The 22490-nt window shown below is 74.1% G+C and carries 18 protein-coding genes and 1 tRNA gene; 3 read left to right on the forward strand and 16 right to left on the reverse strand.

The features are described 5' to 3' along the window. Positions 1 to 184: 184 nt before the first annotated feature. From WME76_RS08805 to WME76_RS08830, 6 genes are all read right to left on the reverse strand, one after another. The gene (locus WME76_RS08805; protein ID WP_061617968.1) at positions 185 to 736 is read right to left on the reverse strand and encodes a hypothetical protein; all 552 of its coding nucleotides are present in this window, start codon (positions 734 to 736) and stop codon (positions 185 to 187) included. Between the two features lie 124 nt (positions 737 to 860). Next, positions 861 to 1556 (reverse strand): hypothetical protein, encoded by a 696-nt coding sequence (locus WME76_RS08810; protein WP_437959720.1) that lies wholly within the window; start codon positions 1554 to 1556, stop codon positions 861 to 863. Positions 1557 to 1719: 163 nt separating this feature from the next. Then, complete coding sequence (locus WME76_RS08815; protein WP_437959721.1) at positions 1720 to 3999, reverse strand: hypothetical protein; 2280 nt, start codon at positions 3997 to 3999, stop codon at positions 1720 to 1722. 184 nt (positions 4000 to 4183) lie between these two features. Then, entirely contained in the window at positions 4184 to 5032 is an 849-nt protein-coding gene (gene lipB / locus WME76_RS08820) for a lipoyl(octanoyl) transferase LipB (RefSeq protein ID WP_437959722.1), read from the reverse strand. Positions 5033 to 5034: 2 nt separating this feature from the next. Continuing rightward, a complete protein-coding gene (locus WME76_RS08825; protein WP_437959723.1) occupies positions 5035 to 6522 on the reverse strand; it encodes an HD domain-containing phosphohydrolase in 1488 nt (495 codons plus the stop codon). Positions 6523 to 6792: 270 nt separating this feature from the next. Next, positions 6793 to 8988: a pseudouridine synthase gene (locus tag WME76_RS08830; RefSeq protein WP_437959724.1), complete on the reverse strand. Its 2196-nt coding sequence runs from the start codon at positions 8986 to 8988 to the stop codon at positions 6793 to 6795. A gap of 446 nt (positions 8989 to 9434) precedes the next feature. Here WME76_RS08830 and WME76_RS08835 point away from each other — a divergent pair, with 446 nt between their 5' ends. Beyond that, positions 9435 to 10949 carry a hypothetical protein gene (locus WME76_RS08835; RefSeq protein WP_437959725.1) on the forward strand — a complete coding sequence of 505 codons (1515 nt, stop codon included), beginning with the start codon at positions 9435 to 9437 and terminating at the stop codon, positions 10947 to 10949. Positions 10950 to 10959: 10 nt separating this feature from the next. Here WME76_RS08835 and cyaY read toward each other — a convergent pair whose 3' ends face one another. The 10 genes from cyaY to WME76_RS08885 all read right to left on the reverse strand — a co-directional run bounded on the left by cyaY (position 10960) and on the right by WME76_RS08885 (position 19239). Beyond that, the gene (gene cyaY / locus WME76_RS08840; protein ID WP_061617110.1) at positions 10960 to 11298 is read right to left on the reverse strand and encodes an iron donor protein CyaY; all 339 of its coding nucleotides are present in this window, start codon (positions 11296 to 11298) and stop codon (positions 10960 to 10962) included. 121 nt (positions 11299 to 11419) lie between these two features. Beyond that, positions 11420 to 11710, reverse strand: a complete 291-nt coding sequence (locus WME76_RS08845; protein ID WP_437959726.1) for a hypothetical protein — start codon at positions 11708 to 11710, stop codon at positions 11420 to 11422. Positions 11711 to 11774: 64 nt separating this feature from the next. Then, positions 11775 to 11848: transfer RNA gene (locus tag WME76_RS08850), tRNA-Arg, on the reverse strand. Between the two features lie 135 nt (positions 11849 to 11983). Beyond that, positions 11984 to 12724, reverse strand: a complete 741-nt coding sequence (gene uppS / locus WME76_RS08855) for a polyprenyl diphosphate synthase (protein WP_437959727.1) — start codon at positions 12722 to 12724, stop codon at positions 11984 to 11986. A 291-nt stretch (positions 12725 to 13015) separates the two neighbouring features. After that, complete coding sequence (locus WME76_RS08860; protein WP_437959728.1) at positions 13016 to 14392, reverse strand: histidine kinase dimerization/phospho-acceptor domain-containing protein; 1377 nt, start codon at positions 14390 to 14392, stop codon at positions 13016 to 13018. A gap of 3 nt (positions 14393 to 14395) precedes the next feature. Then, on the reverse strand, positions 14396 to 15097 hold the full coding sequence (locus WME76_RS08865) for a winged helix-turn-helix domain-containing protein (RefSeq protein ID WP_433935718.1): 702 nt from the start codon (positions 15095 to 15097) through the stop codon (positions 14396 to 14398). Positions 15098 to 15260: 163 nt separating this feature from the next. Next, the gene (locus tag WME76_RS08870; protein ID WP_437959729.1) at positions 15261 to 15839 is read right to left on the reverse strand and encodes a hypothetical protein; all 579 of its coding nucleotides are present in this window, start codon (positions 15837 to 15839) and stop codon (positions 15261 to 15263) included. A gap of 11 nt (positions 15840 to 15850) precedes the next feature. Beyond that, on the reverse strand, positions 15851 to 17095 hold the full coding sequence (locus tag WME76_RS08875; protein WP_437959730.1) for a hypothetical protein: 1245 nt from the start codon (positions 17093 to 17095) through the stop codon (positions 15851 to 15853). Further along, positions 17092 to 18300 (reverse strand): hypothetical protein, encoded by a 1209-nt coding sequence (locus tag WME76_RS08880; RefSeq protein ID WP_437959731.1) that lies wholly within the window; start codon positions 18298 to 18300, stop codon positions 17092 to 17094. Before WME76_RS08880 ends, WME76_RS08875 begins: the two co-directional genes overlap by 4 nt. Before the next feature lie 135 nt (positions 18301 to 18435). Continuing rightward, on the reverse strand, positions 18436 to 19239 hold the full coding sequence (locus WME76_RS08885; RefSeq protein ID WP_437959732.1) for a tetratricopeptide repeat protein: 804 nt from the start codon (positions 19237 to 19239) through the stop codon (positions 18436 to 18438). A 373-nt stretch (positions 19240 to 19612) separates the two neighbouring features. Between WME76_RS08885 and WME76_RS08890 the strand changes: the two genes are divergently transcribed. After that, positions 19613 to 21058 carry a sigma-54-dependent transcriptional regulator gene (locus WME76_RS08890; protein WP_437962093.1) on the forward strand — a complete coding sequence of 482 codons (1446 nt, stop codon included), beginning with the start codon at positions 19613 to 19615 and terminating at the stop codon, positions 21056 to 21058. A 64-nt stretch (positions 21059 to 21122) separates the two neighbouring features. Beyond that, positions 21123 to 22355, forward strand: coding sequence for a formylglycine-generating enzyme family protein (locus WME76_RS08895; RefSeq protein ID WP_437959733.1), 1233 nt, complete (start codon positions 21123 to 21125; stop codon positions 22353 to 22355). Positions 22356 to 22490: the final 135 nt, after the last annotated feature.

The raw sequence follows: 22490 nt of genomic DNA on the forward strand, positions 1-22490 counted from the left end.
CGCGGGGCTCCGCGGCGCGCCGGCCCGGGTCACCGGCGCCGGGTGGACCTGTGGATCTCGCCGTCCTGCGAGAGCACGTGGTGCTCGCCGCGCGCGTCCTCTCCGGAGGACGTCACGCGCGAGTGCGCGTTCGTCGGGTCGAGGAGCGGCTTCCGGTCGGCGGGCTCGGTCGCGCGCCGCGGGGCTAGTAGCCCCAGAGGAACTCCGCGCGGGCGAACGCGGTGAAGTAGCTCCCCGGACCGTCGCCCGCGCCGGGGAGGAGCAGCGTGTACTTGCCGGCGAAGCCGGCGGCGAACTCGCGGTTGAAGGCGTAGTCGATGCCGAACGGGATCGAGACCCCGAACTGGCCGCGGTGGCAGCCCGGCCGGCCATACGAGCCGCAGGGCGCGAGGCGCACGCTGTCGTACGCGCCGGTCATGAGGCCGACGTAAGGGACCCACTGCAGGATGTCGATGACGTACGCGGCGCCGGCCGACGCGCCGAGGAACATGAGATCGCCGCCCGGGTGCGACGCGGTGTTGAGCTCGACGAGCGCGTTGAAGGCGTCCGTGAGGCCGTAGGAGAGGTGCAAGCTGCCGCCGATCCCGGGGTACGTTCCGCCGTCCGCGAGGAGCGCGTAGCCGACGCTGGCGCCGGCGTGCCATTGCCGTTCAAAGGCGTCTGCGCGGGAGGGGGCGAGGAGCGCGACGAGCGCGAGCGCGGCGGCGGTGAGCGGGGCGGCAGGGGAGCATCTCATGGTCGGTGGCGGCGAACGGCCCGGAGCGCCCCGCGTCGAACTGCGGGTCGCAGGTGGCGACGCGCGCCCCGGGCTCTCGATGTGCGCGCGCGGCGCGAGGCTAGCATGCGCGCCGCGGGAATCCTCAGCGGAGCTGCTCGCGGCGCGGCGCGCGGGAGACCCCCGCGTCCTCTTCCTCGAACTCCTCCGCGTAGATCCGCGCCGCGGGGTCGGGCGCGCCGTCGCGCGCATCGACGCGGAGCGAGGGCTGGGGGAAGCGGACGCCGGGTTGCCCCGAGATGCCGGGGAAGGTGTAGAGGATGTCGCCGCGCTCGCCGATCTCGACGCCGACCTCGTCGGGGCGCTGCTTGGCGAGCTCGGTGAGCAGGGCGTCCGCCTCCGAGGCCGGCAGGTCGAGCACGACGCCGACCTCCTGCGCGGTGAGCGGGCGGCGGCGGTGCGACGCGAGCGAGAAGATCGCCTGGACCTGCGCGTCGCGCGAGGCCTTCACCCCGGAGCGCGAGAGCTTCCGCCCGCCGATGAGCAGGAGCAGGCCGACCGTGAGGGCGACGAACCCGATCGGCAGGCCGATCGCGAGGCCGGCGATCGAGCCGGGGAACAGCGCGGCAGCGCCCAGGCCGAGGAGCAGCGCCAGCGCGGTGCCGCCGATGAGGACCAGCCAGCCGAGCGCGCCGGCGACGGCCCCGCCGAACCGGGACGGCTTCCCCGCCAGGCTGACCGACTTGCCCGCGAAGGGCAGGCGCTCCCGGCCACACGCGGTGCAATACGCAGCGAGCCCGCGGTGGATGACGGGCGCGTTCTTTCCGCAATGAGGACACATGAGGACTCTCCCCGCGAGCGATCCGTCGCGAGCCAGGCTGTAGCGTAGGAACCGAGCACCTCCACCGCCAGCCGTACGAGGACGCGAGCTCCATGTTTTCTGGGCATGGGACGAAACGCCACGCCGCGGGGGTACGTCCGGGGTGCGCTGTAGGGGGCGCGGCTCAGAGGCCGAGGTAGCGCGCGATCTCGGCCCGGGTCGGGTCGGCGGCCACGGCGCGCAGGGCGTCGTGCCGGCGCTGCCACGCGGCCGCGCTGCTGTCGTCGCCGCGCCATCGCGCCGCCTCGGCCCGGGCGAACGTGTAGTGCCGGAGCGAGAAGCGCGCGGCGTCGATCGCGAGGAGGGCGTCGAGCCACACCTCGACGTCGCCCTCGCCGTCGCCGAGGAGCTGCGCGGCGAGCGCGGCGTACGGGACGAGCGCGGGCGGCGCGTCGCCGCGCCGGCGGAGGGCGGCGTAGCGGAGCGCGCGGCGCGTGGTCGGCGGGGCGTCGCGCGCGGCGCTCCAGGCGGCGAGGGCGCGCGAGAGCGCCGGCTGGTCGGCGCGCGCCCAGGGCGCGTCGAGGCTGGCGAAGCCGACCCACGGCCACGCGGCGGAGGGATCCGCCGGCAGCGCCGCGGGCGGGCTGCCCTGCCGGAGCGGCGCGGCCTCCGGGGGACGCGCGAGGGCGAGCCGCGTCCACCGCGCCCGGACGTCGAGCAGGTCGAGCCCGGGGCGCGCGCCGGGCGCGCCGCGCGCAGGGCCGGAGCGCGCGGCGGACTCCTCGTCGGCGAGGACGGCGGCGCGCGCGGCGTCGAGCCGGCGCCCGCGCGAGGCGAGGAGCTCGGCGCGCTGCAGGAGCACGGCGGCGCGGAGGGACGGCGGCGCCGCGGCGAGGTCGACGCGCTCGATCAGGTCGAGCGCGCGATCGCGATCGCCCGCCAGGAGCCACGCGCTCGACCGCGCGAGCGCGCGGGCCGCGTCCGGTGCGAGCTCCGGTGCGAGCTCCGGGGCGAGCGCCCCGAGGCGATCCAGCGCGTCGATCGCCGCCGGCGCGTCGCCTTCGAGGGCGAGCTCGCGCGCGGCGTCCAGCGCGAGGGCTCCGGCGGCGGCGCGCAGGGCGTCGCGCTCCGGCGGCGAGAGCCGAGGGGCGACGGCCAGCTCGGCGGCCCGCGCCGCGGCGCGCGCGCGGAGCGACCCGGCGACGGCGGGCCTCGCGAGCCCGCGCTCCGGCAGCCAGTCGATCGCGAGCGGCGAGCCCGCCCGCAGCGCCGGCGCAACGCCCGCCGGAGCGGCGCCCGCCGCTCCGATCGCCGCAGCGCCTTCCTCCCCGGTCGCGGGCTCGTCCCCCTCGGCCTCGGGCAGCGCGAGCGCGGCGGCTTCGGCCGCGTCGATCGCGTCGTCCTCTGCCAGCACGACCGCGAGCAGGTCCCTGCGGGCCTCCGGCGCGAGCGCGGCGGCGGAGCCGAGCAGGTCCCGGATCGCCCGCAGCGCGCGCTGCTTCGCCTCGGCGGCGCCCGGGCCGGCGATGGCGGCGGCGAGGCGGGCGCGCTGCGCGAGCCGCGCCTCGACGGCGTCGGCCACGCCGGCCTCCGGATCCTCGGGCGTCGGCGGAGGCTCCACGCCGGCCCGCGCCGCGCAGGCGACGAGGACGGCGCGGATCTCGCCCCAGTTGCGCGCCATGCCCGCGTGGCGCTTGGACGCCCGGTCGTTCTGGTTCAGCGTCAGGAGCTCGACGCCGCGCTTCGCCTCGGCGCTGTTGCCCAGGCAGAGGATCGCGCCGGTCGTCGTGCGCAGGTCCTCGTCGCGCGGATCCATCCCCGCGTAGCCGCTCGCGATCGCGAGCGCGCGCGGCAGGTCGCCCTCGGTGAGCGCCGCGCGCAGGGCGTGCACGCGAACGTGCCAGTCGGGCCAGCGGTCCGCCCGCTCGAGGAGCGCGCGGCGGTCGCCGAGCTTCGCCGCCTCGCGGCCGAGGCGCGGCGCGCCGCAGGCGGGCCCCAGCGCATCGAAGGTGATGCGCCGGGAGCCGGCGGCGACCATCGACTCGGTCGTGCCGAGCGCCTCGGCCGCGCTGGCGAGCGCCGCGCGCGCCGGGCGGCCGACGGCGGCGTCGATGTACTCGGCGACCGCGGCGCGCACGCCGAGCTCCTCGGCGTGCGCGCTCGCCGCCTCGTCGGTCCACGGCAGCCGGGACGGCAGCGCGAACCAGCGGATCTCGGGGCGGCAGTCGGGCAGCGCGGGGCCGCGCGGCGCCTCGATCGACGCGAGGCACGCGGCGGCGCTGCGCTTGCCGAAGGCGACCATCGCGACGGGGCCGAGGAGCGCGAGGGCGAGCAGCGCCGCGCCGGCCGCGGCGAGCGAGGCGGCGAGGGGCCGTAGCCACGGCGGGCGCGCCGCCGAGGCGCCGCGGCCGAGGGGGGAGCTCCCGTCGCCCAGGCGGGGCGGAGTCGTGGGCTGCGCGCGCACGCGACGGCTTTTAGCCCACGGCACGGCCGAGCGACACCGTTTGCCTGGCCGCGCCGCCGCAGCGCGCGCGCCGCCGCGGCGCGCCCGCCGCCGCAGCGCGCGCGCCGCCGCGGCGCGCCCGCCGCCGAGCATCGCGCCAGTGAGCCTCGCGCCGCCAGGCATGGCCGGCGGCGGCCGGCGTGGGTCAGGGCGCGCTCCGGCCCTCGGCGGCGACGGCCTCCGGGGCGAGGAGCGCGCCCGCGAGGTCGGCGACCCCGGAGAGATCCTCCACGCGGCCGACCTCGATGTCGAGCCCACGGGCGAGCTGCGGGGCGCTCGCGAGGGCGACCTCGGCGACGGTGAGCCTGCGCCCGGTCAGCTCGTGGAGCGACGTCACCCCGTGCTCGCGGATGCCGCAGGGCACGATCATCTCGAACCCCTTGAGATCCACCGCGATGTTGAGCGCGAAGCCGTGCATCGTGAGCCAGCGCGACAGGCGCACGCCGATCGCGCCGAGCTTGGCGATCTCGCGCGCCCACTCGGGGCCGCCCCACTCCTGCGGCGTCGCGCGATCGACCCAGACGCCGATCATCCCGTCCACCACGCCGGCCTCGACGTGGTGCTCGCGCGCGAGCAGGATCATCACCTCCGCGAGCGACCGCACGTACCGGCGCACGTCGCACCGGTCGGGCCTCAGATCGAGCAGCGGGTAGCACACGAGCTGGCCGGGCCCGTGGTAGGTGACGTCGCCGCCGCGGCCGGTCGCGACGAGATCGATGTCGCGCTCGTTCAGCGCGCGGGAGTCGAGCAGCACGTTCTCCGGGTTCGCCCGCGGGCCGAGCGTGATCACCGGATCGTGCTCCAGGAGCAGGATCGTGTCGCCGATCCGCCCCTCCGCGCGCGCCTCGATGAGCTGCTTCTGCAGGTCGTGGATCGGGGCGTAGCGGCGCCGGCCGATCCACGCGGCGCGCGCGCGCCTCGGCCCGGGCGCGGCCAGGGCGGCGTCCGGGTCCTGCGGGGGCTTCAGGAGGTCGCGGAGCGAGGTCGTCGGCATGGCTACTCGGGGATCTTCTCGCCCTGCGCGCGCCGCTCGTCGCGGTACGCCTCGATGTGCGTCGTGAAGCTGGCCGCGACCTCGGGGTCGAACTGCGAGCCCGAGCACCGCTCGATCTCGGCCACCGCGACCTCGTGGGGGAGCGCCCTGCGGTACGAGCGGTCGCTCGTCATCGCGTCGTACGTGTCGGCCACCGAGATGATGCGCGCGATGATCGGGATCTCGTTGCCCCGCATCCGGAGCGGGTAGCCGCGCCCGTCCCATCGCTCGTGGTGCAGGTGCACCCCGGGGATGAGCGGGTGCAGGAACTTGATCGGGTCGAGGATGTCGCGCCCGTAGGCGGGGTGCCGCTTGAAGACCTCGTACTCGTCGTTCGTGAGCTTGCCCGGCTTGTTCAGGTTGAGCACGCACCCGATCTTGCCGATGTCGTGCATGAGCGCGCTCTGCCGCACGATCTCGATCTCGTGCGGGCCGAGGCCGAGCCGCTCGGCCAGCATCACCGCGTAGATCGCGACCCGATCCGAGTGGCCCGCGGTGTAGCGATCCATCTTGTCGATCGCCTTGGCGAGCCCCTCGATCGTCTGCTGGAACGTCGCCTGGAGGTCCTGGTAGAGCCGCGCGTTCTCGATGGCCGCCGCCGCGCGCGACCCGATGATGCTGAGCAGCTTGCGCTGCCCCTCGTCGAAGCGCTTCGTCCGCGTGAACGACGCGACGGAGATGAAGCCCATGAGGCGCTTCTGGATCCGGAGCGGCACCGCGACCAGCGACTGCAGCGGCAGCGCCGGCTCGGCCGCGAAGAACCTGAGCCCCTTCATGCCCTGCTCGAGGAGCAGCGCGTCCGGGCGGAAGTGCTCGAGCACGAGCGTCGGGTCGAGCCGGCCGAGGTCGGCGTCGGCGGGGACCGACGCGCCGCGGAGGTGCTGCCGCTCGAAGAAGCTCCCCTCGCCGTCGTCGAGCCACGTCGAGATGAGATCGCCGCGCACCTCGTGCAGGCAGCTATCGGCGACGGTCTCGAGCACCTGGTCGAGCGAGAGGCTCGCCGCGATGGCCTCGCTCACCTTGTAGAGCGACACCGCCTCGCGCAGGCGGATGTTCTCCGCGGCCATCCGCTGCTTCTCGATCCCGCGCTGGACGACGTGCACCACCTCGTCCAGCTTGAACGGCTTGAGCACGTAGTCGTAGGCGCCCCGCTTCATCGCGTCGATCGCGGTCTCGACGGTGCCGAAGCCCGTCATGATGACCGTGAGCGCGTTCGGCGCCGTCTTGCCGATCTCGTCGAGCAGCGCGATGCCGCCCATCCGCGGCATCTTGAGGTCGCTGATCACGAGGTCGTAATGGCCCTTCGTGAGCTCGTTCAGCGCGCTGGTGCCGTCCTCCGCCGTGCGGACGTAGTAGCCCTCCATGCCGAGGAAGTCGGCCAGCATGTCGCGGATCACCTTCTCGTCGTCCACGACGAGGATGCGAGGGCGGTCTTCTGGAAACGTGGACATGCCGCCGGCAAGCCTACCAGATCCGCCCGCTGCTCATCGATCCAAGGTGGGATCAGGTCGGGCACGCGAGCCGACCCGCGCCTCGGCGTAGCGCGAGGCCCCGCGCCCCGCCGGTGGTGCCGGGGTCACGACGCTCCGCCGCGGGCCTGGTGCCGCGGCGCGGGCGAGATGTCGCGGGGAGCGGGGAGGGGAAGACCGGCGCGAGAGCGCACCGGCAGGGCCGGGCGCGGCCGGCCGCCGTGCCGCAGGCGGGCACAGCCGTGCGGCCGCTCAGTCCTCGTCGCCGGTCGAGATGATCGGGTGCCGGATGGTCCGGGGCGACTCGTCCAGATCCGGGACGCGGATCGAGATGGGCCCGGGGCTGCGGATCGAGGGCGGCGGCGCGGACTCGGAGTCGTCGGTGCGCAGCGGGATCATCCTGCTGCTCGGCGCCGGCTCGTCCGTGGCGGTGCTCGTCACGGCCACGGCGCGCTGCTCGCCGAGCGCGTGCTTCTGCTCGAGGAAGCGGAGGACCGAGGGGCCGGTCGACCGCTCGAGCGCGGACCGCAGATCGCCGGGCAGCGTCGACTCGATGATCATCTTCACCCCGGTGCGGGGGTGCTCGATCTCGATGCGCACGAGGTGCACGAACGATCGATCGAGCCCGTGCTTCTCCTCGAAGTACCGGTTGGTCGGCACGTGGCCGTAGCGCTCGTCGCCGAGGATCGGGTGGCCGATCGCGGCGAGGTGCCGCCGGATCTGGTGCGTGCGCCCGCCGTCCGGGATGACGCGGAGGATCGAGTGGCCCGACGCGACCGCGAGGCGGCGGTACCGCGTGCGCGCCGTGTACGTGCGCGTGCCTTCCCGGAGGTCGCGCGTGATCGCGCCCTTGCCCGGGGTGACGCCCTTGGCCGCCGCCAGGTAGATGAGGCGACCCGTCTTCGTGAGCGCCTCGGTCCAGCGCGCGGCCGCCTCCTCGTTGCGCGCGAGCATGACCAGGCCGCTCGTGCCCGGGTCGAGCGCGTGCACGATGACGGGCGTCGAGGTGACGCCCGGGATGCGGGCGCAGCGGGTGAGCAGCGAGCCGAGGTACTCCGCCTGCGAGGCCACCGGCTCGTGCGGGCCCTTCTCGACCACCAGCACGCCGTCGTCGTCGTAGATGACCTTCGGCGCCGGCGGGGGCGTCCGCCGGAGCGCGGCGATCGTCTCGATCTCCTCCGTGAGCGGGATCATGTCGAGCGGCGTGAGCTCCGTCGACGAGTACCCGAGCCGGCAGAAGTGATCGAGGTCGCGCGCGAGCGTGTCGGGGTCGCACGAGACGTAGACGAGCAGCGGCGCGCCGAGCCGCGCGATCGCCTCGCGCGCCGTCGGGGAGACGCCGCGGCGCGGCGGGTTCACCACGATGCCGTCGAACTTCTCCGAGCTGTTGACGAGGGAGGCGACGATCTCCGCGACGTCGCCGGTGCGCACCTCGACGCGCTGGCTCAGCCCCTGGGCCTCGGCCGCGGCGCGGGCGTTCGAGGCCGCGGGCGCGAACGACTCGACCATCAGCGCGCGGTTGCCCCCCTGCGCCAGGGCGAGCGAGATCGCGCCCGAGCCGCCGTACAGGTCGAGGATGCGCGGCGGCTCCTTGCGCCGGGAGGCCGGGCCCATCGCGGCCTCGCCCTCGATCACGGGCCCGTCGTTCTCGAGCGAGGCGATCTCGCGCAAGAGGAGGGCGTGCACGCGCGCGGCCTGCGCCCGGTGCGCCTGCACGAACGAGCCGAACGCGGCGATGTGGTAGGTCTGCCCGATCCGATCCTCCGCGTGCGAGACGCCGTCGAGCACGATCGTCTCGGGGCCGAGGATCTGGGGCGCCTCCGCGTCGTGGAAGTTCGCCGCGACGCCGATGACGCGGGGGAGCATCGGGCGGATCGCGCGGCCGGCCTCGCGCAGCTCGTCGCGCGTGCACGCGCGCTCGCGCTGGAGGACGAACGTGATCAGCACGAACGCCGGGTTGTCCTCGGTCGCGCCCATCTCCGCGAAGAGCGGCGTCCCCGGCGCGAGGTGGACCTCGCGCAGATCGAGCGCGCGGAGCACGCCGCCCCGCGCCGGATCGTACGGCAGGAGCAGCGGCCGGACCTCGGGCGGCGGCGACGCGATCAGCTCGCGGAGCCGCGAGGTCACCGCGGCGAGCGCCGGGGCGAGGACCCGGCAGCCCGGGATGTCGACGACCTCGTGATGCCCTGTGCGGCCGTACAGCCCGATCGCGCCGGAGGGGGCGACGATCAGCTTCGCTCGGCCGCGATAGCCGGTGATCGGATCGGCCGGGATGACCGGGCTCGTCTGGAGCAGCTCGAGCGACGGGTAGTGCGCCGCCGCGGACACGACCCGCGCGCGCTTCGTGCCGAGCTGCTCAGCGTAATCGCCCGCGATGAGCGGACAGCCCGCGCACTCGACCGAGTGCGAGCACTCGATCAGCGTGTTCGGGATCTCGCCTGCTTTCAATGTACGCCGCACGGGCACGGACAAAACGCCGCCGCCCGATCCCTCTGCGCTGGTGCTCTCGCCCAGCCCGTGCGGTTCTTCGATACCTGCGCCGGAAGCCATTCCGGGGGAGCTTACAGGGGCTCTCGTCCAGCGTCGAAGGTGTAAAGCGGAGCGCGTCGAGCTTTTCGTCTGTCGTACCCTGACGTTCGGGGCGCGTTCTGGACGCGTTCCGGGCGCGTTGCGGGGTGGGTGCTCGGCGGGCCGTCCAGGACCGGCTCGCTCCGTCGAGGTGGCTGTCGGGTAAGCCAGGAGCCAATGTGGGCAGCGCTCCGCGCTCCTCGTCAGGGCGTGCCGTTCGCGACATCCGCGTCCGCGTCACGTCCGGCCCGCGCGTCGAGCGGGCGAGGTGGTAGACTGAGCGCCTCTTGCGTCTTCCGATCGCTTCTCTCGTGGGCCTCCTGGCCGTGCTTTTCGCTCATTCGGCGCTCGCCGCGCCGGGCGACAAGGAGGCGAACCAGGGCATCAATGCGGCCAAGGGCGGCTTCTGCAAGAGGGCGATCCCGCTCCTCGAATCCGCCGAGAGCCAGCGGCATCGCCCGAGCTCTGCGGTCCCGCTCGCCGACTGTTACGCGAAGCAAGGCGAGCTGCTGAAGGCGAGCGAGATCTACCACACCGTCGCAAGCGAGAAGAAGGAGCCCGGGTACAGCGCGCGAGATGTCGCCGCCATCACATCTGCAAAGAAGAAGGCGGCTCAGATCGACGCGCGTATCCCGACGCTCGTGGTGAAGCCGGTCGAGCCCTACGAGGGGCTCGTGGTCGAGATCAACGGGGAGGCGATCGGCGATCCATCGACGCCGCAACGGTTCGATCCGGGCGTGCAGCTGGTCGTCGTCGCCAGGGCCGAGGGCCACGAGGAGAGCTCGCAGAAGATCACGCTGAAGGAGAAGCAGCGGCGCGAGATCAAGCTGCGTCTGAAGCCGAAGCCGGCCGCGACGAAGCCGCCGGAGAAGAAGCCGCCGCCGAAGCCGGTGGCGACGAAGCCGCCGGAGAAGAAGCCGCCGCCGAAGCCGGTGGCGACGAAGCCGCCGGAGAAGAAGCCGGCGCCGAAGCCGGTGGCGACGAAGCCGCCGGAGAAGAAGCCGGCGCCGAAGCCGGTGGCGACGAAGCCGCCGGAGCAAGCGGCCGAGGGCAAGGCAGGCGCGGGCGAGGTGGCGGAGCGCCCCGTGGAGATGCCCGAGCCGACGCCCCCTCCGCGGCGCAGGCAGCGCGACGTGTGGCTCGGCGCCGGCTTCCAGGGCTTCTTCATCCCCCAGATCGCGTTCCAGCTCCTCGGGGAAGGGGGGCGGAACGTCCTCGTTCCCGGCGGAGAGATCGCGCTCTCCACGAGGCTCGGGGGGCGGTTCGACCTCGTCTTTTCGGTCGCGTACGCGCGCTTCCAGATGCCAGAGACGCCCTTCAAGCCGAAGGGACACCCCGACACCGATTACGAGATCGTCGAGAGCGATCTCCAGGCGCTCCAGGCGGGCGCCCGCCTGGTCTGGAACATCCCGCTCGATCGTGAAGAGGTGTTCGCCTTCCGCCTCGGCGCGGGCATCGGCGTGGGCTGGACGTTCCTTGGCGACCTCTACCGGACGCAGGCTTACCCGGCCGACGCCGTCCCCGGCGACCCGAGCTCCTTCGTGCCGGGGGACCCGTACCGCTACAAGAAGTGCCGCGGGCCGAACGACCCGGCGGGGAGCTTCCGGTACTGCAACCAGCTCGACTACGACGCGGACCACTACCCCGGCTACGTCGAGCCGAGCTGGTTCACCCGCCCCAGCGGCAGGCCGCAGGGCCTGAAGCCGGTCGTCTACCCGTGGCTCTTGCTGCCCGAGATCGGCCTCGCGCTCCGCCCGTGGGATCGCGTCGCCTTCGACCTCAGGGTCGGCGCCTCCGTGACGGGCCTGCTCGGAGGGCTCGGCATGCGCGTCGCCCTCTGACCGCAGCGGCTCAGCGCTCGAGCTTCACGGCGCGGCCGAGCTTCCGGGACAGCACGGCATCGACCGTGTTCCAGAGCTCCTCGCCGGTCCGCTGCGCCACCCAGCGGCCCTCGGAGGGCTGGTAGTCGAAGTGCCACGCCGCGCGCTCGGCGGCCATCCAGATCTGCCGCGCCGCGCGGTGGCTGTTGACGACGTACTTGCTGCCGTCCTCGAACTCCAGCGTGAGGATGCCGCTCTGCAGATCGGCCTCCACGCCGTCGGGGATCTCGTTGATCGCTCGATCCAGCGCGCGCAACGACCGATCGGCCACGGCGTCGAACTCTCGCTCCGACAGGGGCTCTCCGCTCATGCCGATCCGCTTACACCGGCGCGCGCGCAGGCGGTATGGGGAAGCGCCCGCGCCCGTGCGCGCGCGATCCGAGCGCGGAGGGGCGGAGGCGCAGCGCGCGCGGGCGTCGATCCGCCCGCCGTCAGTAGCCCGGCCAGGGCTCGGCCGGCTTCGGCGGCGCCGGGGCCAGCCGCTTGAAGCACATCACGCCGGCGTCGAGCGCCACGAGCTCCCAGCCGCCCTCGCCTCGAGCCTTCGCGACAGCGCGCGCCTCCTCGATGCCGTGCGTCTGCTCGCAGTCCTGCTCCCACCGGGGCGCCGGCGCGCTCGGCGCGGGCGGGGCGATCCCCTGCGCGCGCACCCGCCCTGTCGCGAGCGCACAGGCCGCGCCCAGCACCAGACCGCCCAGCACGAGCACGACCTTGTTGTTCATGCGCCAGGGACATGGTGGTCCGCGGCAGGCGGCACCGTCAAGCGACGCTCCGAGGACGTTTCGGCACGCCCGGCAGGATTCGAACCTGCGACCCGCGGCTTAGAAGGCCGCTGCTCTATCCAGCTGAGCTACGGGCGCTTGGGACGACAAGCGCATCTCTCGTACTGCATCGCGGCCCCGGAATCGAGCGTCACGCGCGCGGCGTGGCGCACGCGTGACGAGGGCCGCGGGCGTGGGGCGCGCGCGAGAGCGCCGCGGCACCGCCGTCTCCGTTCAGGTCGACGCCGCGAGGCGCCGGACCTGCTCGCCGGTCCGGCCGTACCGCCGCTGTCGCCGGCTGTAGGTCGCGACCGCCTCGTCGAAGGTCGCCTCGGTGAAGTCGGGCCAGAGCGTGTCCGTGAAGAACAGCTCCGCGTACGCGGCCTCGAAGAGCAGGAAGTCGCTGAGGCGCTTCTCGCCGCCGGTGCGGATGATGAGATCCGGATCCGGCATCGCGCTGGTGGTCAGGAAGTTCCGCAGCGAGTGCTCGTTGATCTCCTCCGGGATGACCAGCCCGGCCCGCGCGCGGACGGCGAGCGCGCGCATCGCGTTCGCCATGTCGCGGCGGCCGCCGTAGCTGAGCGCGAGCGCCAGGGTCATCTCGGTGCCCCCCGCGGTGTCCTCGACGAGCTTCTCCATCGCGCGCCGCGTCGGGGTCGGGATCTCCTCGAGATCGCCGACCACCTGCACCGCGATGCCGCGCCGGATCAGCTCGTCGTGCTCCCCCTCGGCGAACTCCTGGCAGATGCGCATCAGCGCGTCGATCTCGTCCTTCGGCCGCGACCAGTTCGCGACGCTGAACGCGTAGAGCGTGAGGTACGGGATGCCCCGATCGCGGCAGGCGCGCACCGAGAGGCGCACGGCCTGCGCGCCGTGCTGGTGCCCCTGCATGCGGGGCAGGCCCCGAGCCGCTGCCCAGCGGCCATTGCCATCGAGGATGATCGCGACGTGCTTCGGGAGAGTGCTGGACGTCATGGGCTTTCCTGGGTGGGGACGACGCACTGTGCGCCGAGGATGGGCGCGGTGGGGGGGACGACGGTGATGCGATTGTGGAGGTTCTGTGGAGGATGGCGCGGGAGAGCTCAAGGGAATCGACGCGTGACGCGCCGCGCGCGACGCGCCGCGCGCGACGCAGATCGCCTCGCCCGACCGTCAGCCGCGCCTTCGCAACCACCGATCGTGCGCGGTGTCAAATGGAGGAAACCGTCCGGAAACCAGGATGAGCGCGGGGAGGTGCGGGAAGGCGGGGGAGCTCAGGTGGCCGGATCAGGCTCCCGGCAGCGAGATCTTGAACTCGACCTCGGGCGGTCCGCGGTGGGTGCACTCGGCCGAGCCGCTGTGGGCCTCGGCGATCGCTTTGACGATCGCGAGGCCGAGGCCGGTGCCGCCCCGGTCGGCGCGGGTCGTCACGAACCGGCGAAACAGGCGGCCCGCGACGTGCCGCCCGATCTCGCCGCGGTTACGGATCGAGATCGCGACCTGTCCGCCCACGCGGGACAGCGCGATCCGGATCGGGGCGGCCACGTCGCCGTGCGTGCGCGCGTTGTCGAGCAGGTTGTCGAGCGCGCGCGACAGCCACTGCTCGTCGCCGCGCACGGCCGCCGAGCCCGGCGCGTCGAGCTCGACGCGGCTGCCGCGCTCGCGCGCCCGCGCCGCGGCGCTCTGCGCGATCGCGACGAGGTCGACCACCGCGGCCTGCTCCACGCCGCGCGCCTCGAGGCGCGCGAGAGACAGGAGCTCGCCGAGGAGCGCCTCGATGCGCGTGATCGCCTCGCGGATGCGCGCGACGAAGCGGGCCGCCTCCTCGGGGTCGTCGAGCGCCCCCTCGGCGAGCACCTCGGCGCTGGCGCGGATCGCGGCGACCGGGTTCTTGAGCTCGTGCGAGAGATCCGCGGCGAACGTCTCGACGAAGGGGCGGCCCTCGAGCTGGCGGCGCATCGAGTCGATCGCGCGCGTCAGCCGCTGGACCTCGCGGCCCTGGGCCGGCGGCGGCGCCGCGCGGACCTCCCCCTCGCTCACGCGCACCGCGAACTCGGTGAGCGCCTCGATGGGCGTCGCGATGGTGCGGCCGATCAGGAACGACGAGAGCGCCGCCGCGGCGCCGAGCACCGTGCTGATCACGAGGATCGGCGGGGCGAAGTCGGCGACCATGCGCTGCACCACGATGGTCGGCTTGACGACCTGCACGCTCCCGACGCGCCGGCCGCGGACCTCGATGGGCGCGGTCACGAAGACCGTCCCGGGCTCGCCCGGCGAGGCGCCGCGCGCCCGGAGCACGCGGCCCTCCGGGTCGAGCAGGGCGATGCTCTGCGCGGCGGGGCTCTCTGCCTCGCCGTCGAGCGCGCGCACGGCCGCGAGGTCGACGCCGCGGACCTCCATCTCCATCGCGGCGACGGCGGCGAACGCGGCGGCCTCGTCGCGCGCGCTGCCCTCGGCGAGCAGCGTCGCGCGCGCCTCGATGCGATCGATGACGAGCAGCCCGAGCCCGAACGCGAACGCGCCGACGATGCCGCCGAGCGCGATGAAGATCTGCATCCGGATGCTCATGCCGGCCGTCCGGGCGCGGACGAGCCGCGAGGCGAACAGCGCGACGAGCAGGATGATCGAGACCGCCGCCGCCGCGGTGACGACGAGGCGCAGCATGGGTCAGTCTCCGCCTTCCCTGGGGCCCGGCCGGTCCGTGACGCGGTAGCCGACGCCGCGCACCGTCTCGATGAGGTCGGCGTCGCCGCCGGCCTCGACGACCTTCTTCCGGAGCCCCTTCACGTGCGAGTCGATGGTCCGGTCGGTGATCGCGAACCCGTCGCCCCAGACCCGGTCGATGAGCTGCGCGCGCGTGAAGACCCGGCCCGGCGCGGCGAGCATGCAGGCGAGGAGATCGAACTCGACGCGGGTGAGATCGACCTTCTGGCCGTTGACGTGCGCGCGCCGCGTGGCCTCGTCGACCGCGAGCGGCAGCGGCGCGGGGGCGTCGCTGGTCAGCGCGGGCCGCGCGGCGCGGCGCAGGACGGCCCGCACGCGCGCCACGATCTCCCGGGGCGAGAACGGCTTGGTGACGTAATCGTCGGCGCCGGTCTCGAGCGCGGCGACGCGGTCGGCCTCGCTGTCGCGGCTCGACAGGACGATGATCGCGGCGCGCGCCGCGCTCCGCCGCACCTGGCCGATGAGGTCGAAGCCGCTGCCGTCGGGGAGCATCAGGTCGAGGATGATGAGGTCCGCCTTGTCGATCTCCCGCTCCGCGGTCGCGAGCGTGGTGGCGACGGTGGCCGCGAACCCGTCGCGCCGCAGGAAGTAGGCGATGGACTCGGCGATCGCCGGCTCATCCTCGACGACCAGAACCTTGGCCATGGTCGGGGAGCCTAGAACGGCGCGGCGGACGCGTCGACAGGGCAGGCCGGCGGGGGCGGCCGTCGCGCCGCGCGTTGCGCCGCGTCATGTCACGTCAGCGTGCGTGGTCGCGTCGGTTCACGCCGGTTCGCGCCGGTTCGCGCCGGTTCAGGTGATCACGCGCTCACGTGATCGCCGCGTTGACGATCTCGCGCAGCACGCCGAGCAGCCTCTCGTAGTGCTCCGGGACGGGCCGCAGGCCGGCGCAGTGGACCACGAGCCCGCCGCGCCGCAGCTCGAGGTGGCCCTGGAAGCCGCGGCGGGCGAGGAGCTTGCGCAGGCGCGGATGGAAGGCCGCGGCGGCGTCGCTCGGGGAGGCGGCGAAGGTCGTCACGTGCGCGTCCCAGAGCGCGTCTCCGAGCGCGACCCTGGGCGGGGGAGGGCTCTCGATGAACGCGACCCGCGTGAGGAAGTGCTCGCCCACGCGCATCGCGGCGCGGCGCGGGAGCGCCGGGTGCGTCGCGAAGCCGAGCAGCGACCGCTCGATCGGCTCGGCCTCGCCGTCCGCGTACCAGGGCTCGACGATCACCGCGTGCCCGGGGTTCGCCGTCCACGTGCACGCGGAGAGGTAAGCGGAGGGCGGCGCGATCGTGTCGTACGGCTCCCAGCGGCGGAACCAGGCCTCGTCGGGGCGCGGCGTGAACGCAAGGCCTCGCCGGGCAGCCCACGCGGCGATGCGCTCGGATCCGGGCGGGGGTGGCATGGTCGGCGAGGTTAGTCGGCGCGGCGACGCCCCGGAAGCCTCCGCCGCCACGCCGCGGCGAGCGCGCCGGCGCCGAGCGCCAGCCAGGACGCCGCGCCGGCCGCGGCGCCGCTCCCGGGCGCGTCGCAGGTGCAACGGCCGTAGACGCCCACCGTCGTCGAGGTGGTCTCGTCGTCGTTGCCTTCGTGACCCGGGTTGGCCCCGGCGCCCCCTTGCCCCGCGGTGACGGCCCCGCTTCCCGCGTCGCCGTTCGTTCCGCCAGCTCCGCCCTCGCCGCCGGTTCCGCCAGCACCGCCAGCACCGCCCTCACCGCCGCTTCCACCTGCACCGCCGGCTCCGCCTGCGCCGCCGCCGCCCGTCTCGCCGCCCTCGTCAGCGCAGCGCGTGACATGGAGCGGCCGCGTGCGCGTGCAGTCCGTCGGCGAAGCGCAGCGCGGATCCGGGAGCGCGCTCGGGCTCCTGTCGCCGCCGATCTCGCCCAGGGCCGGGTAGGCGACCTCGGTCCGCTCCCAGCGCTCCCCGGTGTGCTCCATCCGGCCGAGCACCCGCTCCTGGTACGGAGCGGCGCCGCCGATCGCCGGATCGTAGACGCCGCGGCCCGCGTCGTGGTTCGGGTTGTTCGGGTTGTTGACGTACGACAGGCCGTTGTAGGCCCACAGGGCGCTGTACCAGTGCTCGATGACCGACGGCTGCCGGTCGCCGACGCAGCGTGTGGCCTTCCACTTCATGGCCAGGATGTGCGCGCCGGTGGCCGCGTTGTAGGCCGGATCGGCGGCCACGCGGCGCGGATCGAAATCCGGGCTGTCGCCGTTGCGCATGCCGCTCGTGATCTGCGAGGCGCCGTAGCCGCAATCGAACGAGATGATCGTCCGCGAGCTCACCCCTGCCAGGTCCATCGGTCGGTCCGGCGCGCAGAACTGCTGCCATCCCGACTCCTGCATGCCGATCGCCTTCAGCAGCTCGCAGGGGAAGGTGGCTGGGACCTCGCGCGGCGCCTCGGGCACGTCGCAGCCCTGGCGAAGATCGAAGGGCGCGGGGCCGGCCTCCCCCCAGACCGCGGGGCCCCGCGAGACGCGATCGAAGATGGCGTTCCACTCCGCGATCGAGGGGTTGGTCCCCGGCACCGCGTCGATCGCGCAGCCGCGATCGTTGTAGGCGCTCGACGCGGTGTAGCAGGGGCAGTACGCCGCGCGGGCGGCCGGCGCGAGCAGCACGGCCGCGGAGATCGTCGCGGCGCTCAGGAGGCAGCGGCTCATCGCGGCTCCTCCTTCGCGGTGGTGAAGCCGGCGACGGCGATGCGCGCGCCGGATGGCGCGGGGATCGCGGCGACCTCGCCGCTCTCCGCGTGGATCGCGAACGGCACGGGGAACGCGGACGGGTTCGTGTGCAGCGCGGCCACCCACGCTGCGTCCGGCGAGACGGCCTGCACGGCGTCGACGCCAGCGCCGAGCGGGCCGCGGAGCGCGGCGCGGGCGCCGACCAGGACGAGCCCGGTCCTGCGATCCGGCGTGTACGCGAGCCCGCCGCCCGGCCAGGCGTGCGGGGCGAGGCCGTTGCTCGCGCTCGTCTCGATCCGGGTGCGCTTGCCGGTCTTCAGATCGAGCCGCTCGATGACCCACGTGCCCGGGTCGACCTCGTGCCGCCCCTGGTACACGAGCGCGCCCGCCGCCGCGTCGATGGAAAAATCGCGTGCAAACGGCGGGATCGACGGGGCGATCACGCGCGTCGCGCCGGTGTCGGGATTCACGAGGACGATGTCGGCCGACCGCGGCGCGACGCGATAGACGACGAGCTCGTCGTCCCACGCCCCGGCGAGGAAGGCGAGGTAGCCCGTGTGCCTGTGCACGGCGCGGGTCGCGCCGGTGGCGAGATCGACCTCGTCGATCGTCAGCGCGTCGACCCGCAGCCGCGCGAGGTCGCCGTCGGGCGGCGGCTCCGGTCCGGCGACGCCGCGCGAGACGAAGACGCGCCCGCCGGCGGTGACCAGCGGGCGGCTCGCGTGCACCACGCCGTCGCAGAGCGCGACGGGCGCCGCGTGCGGCTCGATCCGGAAGAGGCTCGCGTTGAACGAGCGATCGCGGGACGGGCTCGTGTCGGCGGTCGCGAGGACGATCGGCGTCCGCGGCACGACGCGGGCGCGGACGACCGCGTCGCTCAGGTGCCGGAGCGTGGCGAGCGCGGGCCCGGCCTTGGCCCCGCCGAGGGAGGCGATGTGGAGCGTGGTCAGGGCTGCCCCCGGGTAGGTCGCGAGGATCGCCACCCTCGTGGAGGCGGCGCTCGGGTTGGGCGCCGCAAGGGCCGCGGGCACGAGGAGCCGGCCGACCCGCGCGATCGCCGGGGCAGGGCTCTCGCCGGCGTCGGCGAGCACCGCCGTCGCGGCGATCGCGAGCGCGCCGGGGATCGCAACTCTGTTCAGACAGGACCGTGTCAGGAGGAAGCGGGCGGAGGAGCTGAGACGCACGATGGAAGAGTAAACGATGCGCCGGCGGGCGCCCGCTTGCTTGCATGCCCGCGCCGGCGCGCCCCGGCAGGCCGGGAGGGCAGCTCACGTTGCTCCCGCGCCCGAGCCGGCAGCGGGTCACCAGCTAGCCTGCCGTCAGAAGCGGCCGGACACGCCGATGCCAGCCGTGCCCGGCCCGGCGACCGGGGTCACACGGAGCTTGGCGGCGGGCGCGAGCAGGCCGGAGGGCGTCCGGGGCTGGTTGAACCCGAACTCCCAGATGAGGCCACCCGCGATGCCCGCTGCGCCCAGCCCGAGGAGCACGCCGCCGACGGTCGCCTGCGTGCGGCCCTGGTTGCCCTGGTCGGCCACGTCCGGCTCGCAGTCGATCCGCGTCGGACAGCTCTCCTCGGCGGCGCTGATGTCCGCGAAGCCGCTCGAGGTGAGGATGCCGCCGACGAGCAGCGTGACGACGCCGGCGCCCGTGGCGATCCACGGCGCGTAGCCGTGCGGGGGCTGCGGCGGAGGCGCCTCCACGGGGTGGCTCGGGACCGCCGAGGCGGTGGGGACCGGCGGGGGCGGCACGGGCGCCGACGCGGACTCGCTCGCTGTCGGCGTCGGCGTCGGCCGGATGGAGTTCTTGAGGTTCTGGATCTTGTCCCGGAACGTCTGCGCGTCGCTCGCGTCCGGCGTGCGGGCCAGGTACGTCTCGAGCGCGGTGACCGCCTCGGCGCGGTCGCCCTTCTTCTCGTAGGCGTTGGCGATGTTGATGAGCACGCCGTGCGCCGTGCAGTCGAGCTGGTAGGCGTCCTTCCAGTACTGGATGGCGCGGTCGTAGTCAGCCCGCTCGTAGAACTGCGTCGCCGCCTTGTGCGCGCCCTTGGCGCCTTCGAGGTCGGCCGGCGTCGCCGTCCTGTTGCACTCGGGGTACTCGATGGCCGGATCTCCTGCTAGGGCCAACCCCGCAGCGAGGAACATCCCCGCGCCGAGACCGACCAGCCAAGTCCGAAGCACACGCATCCGAGCCGCCCTCCACGAGAAGTGGGCGCAGCATACTGATCCGTCTCGCCGGCAGCGAGAAAAAGGAATCAGGGCGGACTTCGAGGCAATGCGGTCGCCCTGCCGGCCCGGCGGGCCGAGCGGCCGAGCCGGGCGACCGCCGGGGAAGCTCGCCGCCGTACAGCACGTCGGCGCGGCGTCACGGCGCGCCGAAGCGCGCTCGGGGCGCTGGCGCGGCGTCACGGCGCGCCGAAGCGCGCTCGGGGCGCTGGCGCGGCTGCACGGGCGGTCACGGCGCTTGCCAGGCGGCCGGTTCTGCTAGTCTCGCCCGGTGATGCTCCCCGAAAAGAAGCAGATCCTCGTCGTGGATGACGAGGCGAACCTCCGGCGGGTCCTCAGCGCCCAGCTCGGCCGGGATGGCTATGAGGTCCACACCGCCGAGGACGGCGAGGAAGGCCTCGCGTTCCTGAAGGAGCACCACATCGACCTGGTGATCACGGATCTCCGCATGCCCAAGGTCGACGGCATGGATCTGCTCCGCGCCGCGCTCCGCGACGACCCCTCGCGGCCGGTCGTGCTCCTCACGGCCCACGGGACGGTCGACAACGCCGTCGAGGCGCTCAAGACCGGCGCGTTCGACTACATCACGAAGCCGTTCGATCAGAACGAGGTCCGCGTCGTCGTGAAGAAGGCCCTCCGCACCCGCGATCTCGCGAGCGCGGACGCCACGCGCGACGTCTCCGCGGCGCAGCCCCGCGGCGGCTCCGACCGGTTCGGCATCATCGGCGAGAGCCCGCCCATCCAGGAGCTCTACGCGATCCTCGAGCGGGTCGCCGACACGCCGACGACGGTGCTCATCAGCGGCGAGAGCGGCACCGGCAAGGAGCTCGTCGCGCGGGCGTTGCACGAGAACTCCAGCCGGCGCGACCGGCCGTTCATCAAGGTCAACTGCGCGGCCATCCCGAAGGATCTCATGGAGTCGGAGCTCTTCGGCTACGAGCGCGGCGCCTTCACCGGCGCGGTCGCGTCCAAGCCGGGGCGCTTCGAGCTCGCCTCCGGCGGGACGCTCTTCCTCGACGAGATCGGCGAGATCCCGACCGAGATGCAGGTGAAGCTCCTGCGCGTGCTCCAGGAGAGCGAGTTCGAGCGGGTCGGCGGCATCAAGACCATCCACGTCGACGTCCGCCTCGTCGCCGCCACGAACCGCGATCTGAAGCGGGAGATCGCGGCGGGCACCTTCCGGGAGGACCTCTTCTACCGGCTCAACGTCGTCCCGATCGCGCTCCCCGCGCTGCGGGAGCGGAGGAGCGACATCCCCCACCTCTGCGCCCACTTCGTCGCGAAGTTCAACGCGCGCCTGAAGAAGAGCATCGAGGGCATCGAGCCCGAGGCGCTCGAGCGCCTGTCGTCGCACGGGTGGCCGGGGAACATCCGCGAGCTCGAGAACGTCGTCGAGCGAGCGCTGCTCTTCGCCGACGGCTCGCGCATCCGCCTCGACGATCTGCCGGAGGAGATCCGCAGCGGCCCCAGCTCGTCGACCGGCGCGTCGCTGCCGCTCGTGGCCGCGATCGCGGACCCTGCCCTCGCCCCGTCGACGCCCGACGGGCTCAAGGAGCAGGTCAAGGCGGCGATGAGCAAGCTCGAGCGCGATCTCATCGAGCGCGCCCTCAAGCAGACGCACGGCAACGTCACGCACGCCGCGCGGCTCCTCAAGATCTCGCGCAAGGGTCTCCAGCTCAAGATGAAGGAGCTGAACCTGCGCGAGCGCGACCCCGAGTGAGCTCGTGGTCCCTGGAGAGCACCGCTCCGACCGCGCGCCGAGGGGGAAGGCCTTCGCCGCCGCCGTGTCGCTCGCAGGGCTCCTCGTTGCCTCTCTCGGCTGCGATCGCGGCGGCGCGTCGCCGAGCACGGACGCCGATCTCGACGCCGCGCCGCCCTGGGACGTGGGCCTGAACGAGCCGGAGCCGCGCCCGGGCATGGCGTGGATCCCGAAGGGCGTGCTCATCGCGGGCACGCCGCCGGACCGGCTGCCGCGCATCGCCGACGAGGAGATGGCGGGCGCGCAGGTCGTGATGCACGGCTTCTACATCGACCTTTACTCGTACCCCAACGAGGTCGGCGCGATCCCGACCACGAACGTCACGCAGGACGAGGCGCGCGCGCTCTGCGAGGCGCAGGGCAAGCGCCTCTGCACGGAGCTCGAGATCGAGCGGGCCTGCAAGGGGCCGGTGAACACCACGTACGAGTACGGCGACACGTACAAGGCCTCTGCGTGCGCGACCGGGCAGAGCCGGGTGCTGACGCCCAACGGGGTGAACGCCGGGTGCGTGAGCGGGTTCGGCGTGCACGATCTCCACGGCGGCGTGTGGACCTGGACCTCGAGCCAGTGGCTGCGGGACAGCAGCAAGCCGGGGCTCGTCACGCTGCGCGGGGGCAACGGGCCGACGGGCGATCTCGTGGGGCGCTGCGCCCACGGGCGCGGCGTCAAGCCCGACACGCGCCGCCCCGAGGTCGGCGTGCGCTGCTGCGCCGGGGAGGTGAACAGCTTCGAGGTGGTGCTCCAGGTGACGCGCGATCGCCCGCTCCGGCTGGAGTCGCTCGTCGACGCGCGCGTCGCGGCGCAGCTCTCGCTGCTCGCGCCGGAGGAGGTGCGCGCCGCAGCCGGGCCCGTGCCGGCCGAGGACGCGTTCAAGGTGGATCGCACGTGGACCTGGCACCCCCGCGGCAACGAGGAGCTCGTGCTCGGCGGCGGCTGCGCGCGCCCGGGCGGCGCGAAGACGGAGGCGCGCGGGCGCGGCAAGCGCGCGAAGCGCGCGCGCCCGGGCGACGGAGCGACGTGCGGGCTCATCATCGCCCGGATGCGCTTCAGCGCGCCGATGCTGCTCGCGTTCGTCCCGTCCGACCTCTGGGAGCCGACGCTCGGGGAGACGGACTCCCCGCGCGAGCTCCTGCTCTATGGCGGCGACGCGCTGGGCGCCTTCCGTCGCCGCGTCACGTACGAGTGGGGGAAGATCGGCGTCGCCGACAAGGAGCGCAAGCGCAAGCACAAGGGCCGCCGCGGGCTCTCGTACGACTAGTCGCCCGGCGTCGCGGCGATCGCCGAGGCCGCCGGGCTCCGGGGCCGCAGAGGGGGTGGCGCCGGGCCGCGGCGGCAACCACATCCCGGGGGCGCGCTCGACCATGGCACATTGGCCTTGCGCCCGCGCGCCTGG

Source organism: Sorangium sp. So ce119 (genome assembly GCF_051524405.1).
Classification (GTDB): Bacteria; Myxococcota_A; Polyangia; order Polyangiales; family Polyangiaceae; genus Sorangium; species Sorangium cellulosum_G.